The organism is Sphingobacterium siyangense, from assembly GCF_007830445.1.
Lineage (GTDB): Bacteria > Bacteroidota > Bacteroidia > Sphingobacteriales > Sphingobacteriaceae > Sphingobacterium > Sphingobacterium siyangense.
In genome coordinates this window covers 87,932-94,442 of sequence record NZ_VLKR01000017.1, presented here as the reverse complement: position 1 = coordinate 94,442, position 6,511 = coordinate 87,932, and the positions used below count along the sequence as shown (strand labels likewise).

The following is a 6,511-nucleotide window of genomic DNA, read 5'->3' as shown; positions in this document are numbered from 1 at the left end:
AAGGAGAAGGAGAAGGAGAAGGAGAAGGAGAAGGAGAAGTGTGAGCAAAAAGGTCGATAAAAGCAAAGGTGATACTGGGGTATGTATCACCTTTAAGCTAACTAAACATTAAACATAAACAAACAGTCTTTATTAAAGACCACACTAAAAATTATAGTACTACTCTGCCGCTAGTTGATTTGTCAACTTGGACATTTTTTGGTTGATTTTTTAACGCAATTCTGGCAGATGTAGAAACCTTTCCCTGTAAGTTTTCTTTCACGCTGAGCGTTACATTTGCAGACGAATTCGCTTGTATTTGGGCATTTGTTGTTGAGAAACGGCTCATATCAACCGATGCCGATGAGTTGGTGTTCAAATTTAAATTTGAAGCACTTCCCGAAATGTCTTGGCTGGACGAACTACTTGCAGATACCTGCAAATTTTTACTGCTCACATTCGTTGTTAAACTACTCGAAGAACTTGTTGAAAGGCTTATATCATCCGCAATTAATCTTTTAAGGGATATGCTTGCTGAAGAAGATACGTCAACAGAAATTTTATCGGCCTTAATTGTTTCATCGGTATGAATTGAACTGCTAGAAGATGCCGAAAAACGTGTTGGTATCTTACTTGAGTAAACAGTTACGCGATTGTTTCTCGCATTTCTGACAGAACTGTTTCTTTTATACTGTACATAGAGTGTACCGTTTTTTACAGTCGTTTCGATAAGGGATAAATGCTCGGGATTATCTGCTTCAACAACAACCTCGTTGCGATTAGAGTGAATATAATCTACACGTAATGAAGTTGCCGATGAAATGCCATCTGGAGCAGTGATTTTGCGTGTTTCGCGTTCTTGTGCCTGAGCTACATATAAAAATGAAATAAAGGCAATGGTTAAGATTCTTTTCATTATTTTTCTGTTATTAGTTTAAATTTATTGTTACTGAAAGTTTCATTTTAATTCCCCTTTTTATCGTTTCTTATGTGCTTATGCACTTATGTACACGCTCTATCGTTAACTGCCACCTATAGTATAATAGTAATGCCAAAACTTTAAATCCGTTTAAAATACTGATTAACACTAGTTTTGTTCCTGAGTGCTATTTTCGTTAATGCTCATTTTTGAACATCAACTGTTCGGTATCGGACAATAGTTTGTTTACCATACCCTTCGTTTGTAGGCTGCTAACCAGAATTGATACTCTAATTGGGAAGCTGTTATAAATACTTGTCGCATCTTCTCCCGTTTTGTTGCAGTAGTTTCTGCAGCAATTTTGTCAACGTAGTTTTTCGCCTTGATAACGCCCTGTGCAAAATCCTCACCGCTATAGGTTTCTATCCATTTGGAATAGGGATTTCCCTGTGTATTTGCTGTCGATACAATGTGATCTCCGACCTCCTTATAAATCCAAAAACAGGGGAGTGTTGCCGCCATAGCGACCTCAATGCTCTCGAAAGCGGCTACGCTTTTAAGAAAATGGACATAATGATGGCAGGTTGGTTCGATTTTGTTGCTCTTGTCGGCAGGACTTAAACCAAATTCCCGAAAGTAATTTTCGTGTAATGCCCGTTCAACAAGAAGCGCATTGCGACCAAATTCGAAATAGTCCAATGCTTGTTGGTTATCCGCACTTTTTGCACCTATAAAGGCGAGCACACGGCCAAATTCTTCTAAATAGAAAGCATCCTGCTGCATGTAAAATTGAAATTTATCCAGGGGAAGACTACCATCACTAAGCTGAACAATAAATGGCATAGTAAGTATATCAGAATAAATAGCTGTTATGGATTCCCAGGCATGATCAGTCCAGTTCATATTGAATAAGTTTAATCGGATTATGGAAGTGATTTAATGGCCCATTTCCTTTGCCAATGACGAGATCTTTGCTACCAGCTATTGCTGCGTGTATATAGGCCAATGCGAATTCAACCGCGCTATCGAGACCAACGCCTTGTGCCAAATGGCTCGCAATTGCTGAAGAAAGCGAACAACCGGAACCATGTGTATTTTTGCTGTTAATTTTTTGAGATTTGAATTCAATTGGTGGACTCTTGTGCTGGAACAACAGGGATGTTAATTCTTGACTTTGGAGATGCCCGCCTTTAATCAAAACGGATTGACAACCTTTCGCCAATAGGCTATTTCCCGCTTTTTTCATCTTCTCGACATTGTCAATAACTTCGTTTACTAAAACACTTACCTCGTCTAAATTTGGTGTAATCAGCGTTGCTAAAGGAAAAAGAAGTTCTATGCAGGCCTGAATTGTATCATCGTGAATGAGCTTGTGCCCGCTGGTCGAGACCATGACTGGATCAAATACGATAGGCCCTTTATATTCTTTTAAATAGCTGCTAATAAGCTCCACAAGTTCAATATTGTGTACCATTCCTATTTTGATTGCATCGGGATAGATATCGTCAAAAATAGCATCCAATTGGTCCTGGACGGCTGCTGTAGGAATTTCATAAATACGTCTTACACCTTGTGTGTTCTGAACGGGTAAGGCAGTTAAAACATTCATGGCATAACAACCTAATGCAGATATGGTTTTGGTATCTGCCTGTATACCTGCACCACCGCTACCATCGAACCCCGCAATGCTGAGTACGGTAGGGACGCGGTATTTTTTATCTTTTGTCATTTTAATAGTTCTTTTAGTTGTGCACTGGCAGCTCTGGGATCTTGACTTTGGCATATGGCCGAAACGACTGCAACGGAGTCTGCACCGGCATTCCAGGTCTCTTCTGCTGTTTGTAAATTCATCCTTCCGATAGCGATCAATGGTTTTTCCGTCCTACTCCGAAGTTGTTTTAAACCCGCAATTCCCCATTCAGTAACCGTATCTACTTTTGTTTTCGTAGAAAAAATGGGGCTTACACCAAGGTGGTCGACGGTGTACATTTGTTCACTTTCCAGTTGTTGCATGTCTTCTATGGACCAGCCTATGGTTAATTTATCACCATATTTTTCGCGAATAGCGAGCGGCTGCAAATCATTTTGACCCACATGTACTCCCCATGCCTCGATTTGGGCAGCGATTGCTACGGCATCATTGATCACGAGCGGAATACCATAATGATCGGTCAGTTTTTTCAAACGGATGGCTTTATCCAAAAATGTGGCCGGATCGTCAGCCTTTTCGCGCAATTGTATAAGATCGACTCCGCCAATAATGGCTTCTTCGGCAACATTGAGCCAATTTTGAGGATAACAGTCCCGCTCAGAAATTACCAAATATAAAGGGTAGGGAAAAAGCGGATTAATGCGCATAGCGTTTGATCTTGAGCTTTGATTTGAGACGTTCTGCATTGAGCTGATAGAGTTCATCATAGAGATTCAATTGCAGGGTGCCCGGTCCAGCTGCTGTTTGGGCAGCGAGTTCTCCCGCTAAGCTCAGAATGGATACACCGGCAACAGCTGCTTCAAAATATTGGTCTGTAACACCTAGAAATGCACCAATAAGCGCAGTAGCACTACAGCCAAGCCCAGTTACCTGTGTCATTAAAGGGTTGCCATTAAAAACTTCAACCCGATATTGCTGTGAAAGGATATAGTCTACTTCTCCAGAAATACAGATAATGGAGCCGGTTTGTTCTTGTAATAATTGGCCAAATCGGAGCGCATCTTTACTCGCTGTCGTGCTGTCGACTCCCTTTGTGTTCGGTTGGTTGAAATTGTACAGCGTCATGATTTCTGATGCATTTCCACGAATAACCGTGGGTTTGAGATCCAGTAGATTGGATAATAAATCATTGCGGAATGCTGATATCCCAGCACCAACAGGATCAAGTACCCATGGCCGTCCAATGGTATTGGCATGTTCGGTAGCAACCAGCATAGCTTCGGCAGTATCTTCACTCAAGGTGCCGATATTAATGACAAGAGCTTGTGCAATATCGACAACCTCGCGTACTTCTAATGGGCTGTGTACCATCACAGGGGACGCTCCTAGGGCTAAAAGTGCGTTGGCAGTATTGTTCATCACGACTAGGTTTGTGATGTTGTGTACAAGGGGTTTTTCGACCCTCAGCTGCTCTAATAAATTGATAATTGAATCTTCCATTTTTTTACATATGCTAAGATATACTGTGTGGCCTTGGAGGGAAGAAGAGCGATAGCCTGTGCAGTAAAGGAGTATGCTGTACAGTGGATTTTTGCTTTTCCCTACGCCGGTATAAACCGAATCAGGTTCAAAGGGACTATCTCAATTCTATACAGAATACCCCCAAAGCCAGACCAAACTTAAACAAAAAAGAGGACTTTTCATATCCGTCATTTTTCGATCATTAGCTTGTTGAATTAATCGGCCGGATTTTGATCGGCACTAATTTCAATGTATTCAACAGGGGTATAGGTAACCCGGGCAAAATTTTTGGTCAAAAGTTCGGTTTCCAAAATCTTTCCACCCTGAAACTTTAAAAATTTCTCGCGCCAAATCTCATTTTTCCGAAAGAACTGATTGTCTATTTTAAGAAATTGATGTTCTTTTTCAACGACATGGTACGCAAAATCCAGTTCTTGATCAATTCTTAATTCGCCCTCTAAACATTTGTCTGTGAACCAGAGATTTATTTGAAAGGTGTAAGGCGTGTTGTTGGTGAATTGATAGTCGCGGTAATTATAAAAGACGGTAGCTCCACTACCGAATGGCAAAACACGGCCATCGTCCGGAAATGGATCAAAAGAGTGGTGATAACGTTCATTGACGGTGAGTGGACTATGGATAACAAGCCAATGGATGAGGTTGGATATTTGACAGATTCCACCGCCAATACCCGCTCTTGCTTCACCAAAGGATAACTCCATGCCGGGCAGATATCCTTTTTTTACAGTGGGTAGTCCAACGAGTTTACAAAATGAAAAGGTTTCCTTCGGTCTGATCAGAATGCTATTAATCTGTGCTGCTGCAATTTTCAGGTTGGTAACTTTGTTAATCTGCAATTGCATATTATTTTCGCCTAGTTTTTTTAATAAGACAGACTGATGCTTTTTAATACGAAAGGGAAGTTTTTCAGTTGATTTAGCTGTGCTGTATTTCTTATTATCAAATAGCCAAACGGCTTTGCGCTGCACTCTTCTCGCCCATACTGCAATAAAATAGAGTATGGGATGAAGTTGACTGATCAGTTTTCTTTTTCTCAATTTGACGTTTATGTATCGCTATCAAAATTAGTGCAGAAATGTGTTTTTTGCCGAATTTCGTCGAATATTTTTTTGTCAAAATCAAGAATCTTATTGTCTGAGCTTAGTGCAGTTTTTCAGTTCGTTTAGTTGGTTTTCTTTGCCTGTATGTATTTCGCTGTTAACTTTCCCTCCTTGTTATAGATCAAGCTTTCGTAGGCACAGTTTCCGAGATCTTTTACAATAGATTTTTGTTGTAATACACCCTCATAATAAAACTCATCAATCGTTTCGTTGGCTCGGTACGATCGCTTGATTTCGGCTGTCAGTCGATCGCTTTGATCGAAGGTTTGGCGCAGCGAGTAGTCACTTGTTTCCGGACTATCATATTGATAGCGGACGCGACTTTCTCTTTGATCATTTCTGCCCGAAATCTCTTCAGTAATTCGATTCTGTTGATCATAACTGTAAATGGTCCAGTCTCTCCGTTGATAGACAAAATGAATGGATTCACTTTTTATAACCTGGAGTTTACTGTTCAAGTGATAAATCATCGCCGATTCAAATGTAGGATCGTAGGAAACAATGGTATTTGGGAGATACCGGTAAATTGTACTGCTGCTCCACTTACTATTTCGAAGGTACTGTATGGAGTCGATAAGTCCGAATTGATTATAGCATCTTTTGTTGTAATAATTATTTCCCCCGGAAAGATTGTTCGATGTGATCTCTTTGCCTTCTTCATATACAGTCGTCATAATTGCACCGGATTGCACCGCATTTTCGTCCGAAAACTGCTGCATTACATAAGTGCCGTCACATTTATTCTTACGCTGACTGTAATAAAGAGGAAGAGCGGAATTTGCGATAATAGCCGCTGCATATTGCCCGGATGGAATAAATTGAACTTGTGCGATTGAGTCAAAGAAATGTGAGGCATTATATTGTGCAGAAGCTTTCTTTGACGCAATTGGTGTGCTGGTGTTTAATATCGGTTTGGCTGCTGCCAGATAGGTATTACTATCGTATATGATCTTGGGTTTGGCTAATCCATCAAACAAGATCATGGCATGACGTTGCTTCAATGACAATACGTCGATGGTCCACTGGTGATTTTTAACGATGAATGTGAGTTTTTTTGCATCGGTTTTTGTGACCAGTAACTTTGTTGTGCTATAAGGTACTAATTTGAAAATCTCAGCAGCATTTTTTTCGTGTAGACGCATGATAAAATCAGTTGATTTATCGGACTCATTGGTTAGAAAAAGAACTGCATGCGTTGGGCTAGCTATTGTTAGCGATTTTACTGTTTGCGATGCTGCGCTGGGACTATATAACAGCAATATCAACAACTGAATGATAATCGGATAAAAGTGCAGTTTCGCGTTATAATTCATTTGGGTC

At 40.4% G+C, this 6,511-nt stretch carries 7 protein-coding genes and 1 riboswitch; all 7 genes read right to left on the bottom strand.

What is annotated here, in order from left to right; translation table 11 throughout:
• Positions 1-151: 151 nt before the first annotated feature.
• The 7 genes from IQ31_RS15860 to IQ31_RS15830 all read right to left on the bottom strand — a co-directional run bounded on the left by IQ31_RS15860 (position 152) and on the right by IQ31_RS15830 (position 6,504).
• Complete coding sequence (locus tag IQ31_RS15860; RefSeq protein WP_075993430.1) at positions 152-895, bottom strand: GIN domain-containing protein; 744 nt, start codon at positions 893-895, stop codon at positions 152-154.
• Between the two features lie 249 nt (positions 896-1,144).
• A complete protein-coding gene (tenA, locus tag IQ31_RS15855; RefSeq protein WP_075993429.1) occupies positions 1,145-1,801 on the bottom strand; it encodes a thiaminase II in 657 nt (218 codons plus the stop codon).
• Positions 1,788-2,627 (bottom strand): bifunctional hydroxymethylpyrimidine kinase/phosphomethylpyrimidine kinase, encoded by an 840-nt coding sequence (gene thiD, locus IQ31_RS15850; protein ID WP_088162249.1) that lies wholly within the window; start codon positions 2,625-2,627, stop codon positions 1,788-1,790. Before thiD ends, tenA begins: the two co-directional genes overlap by 14 nt.
• On the bottom strand, positions 2,624-3,256 hold the full coding sequence (gene thiE, locus IQ31_RS15845) for a thiamine phosphate synthase (RefSeq protein ID WP_145328665.1): 633 nt from the start codon (positions 3,254-3,256) through the stop codon (positions 2,624-2,626). The genes thiD and thiE overlap by 4 nt, the downstream gene beginning before the upstream one ends.
• On the bottom strand, positions 3,246-4,049 hold the full coding sequence (thiM, locus tag IQ31_RS15840) for a hydroxyethylthiazole kinase (RefSeq protein WP_075993426.1): 804 nt from the start codon (positions 4,047-4,049) through the stop codon (positions 3,246-3,248). Before thiM ends, thiE begins: the two co-directional genes overlap by 11 nt.
• Positions 4,050-4,130: 81 nt before the next feature.
• A riboswitch (TPP riboswitch) is annotated at positions 4,131-4,223 on the bottom strand.
• A 62-nt stretch (positions 4,224-4,285) separates the two neighbouring features.
• Entirely contained in the window at positions 4,286-5,128 is an 843-nt protein-coding gene (locus IQ31_RS15835; protein WP_232475564.1) for a VanW family protein, read from the bottom strand.
• Positions 5,129-5,253: 125 nt separating this feature from the next.
• Positions 5,254-6,504, bottom strand: a complete 1,251-nt coding sequence (locus IQ31_RS15830) for a hypothetical protein (protein ID WP_088162247.1) — start codon at positions 6,502-6,504, stop codon at positions 5,254-5,256.
• Positions 6,505-6,511: the final 7 nt, after the last annotated feature.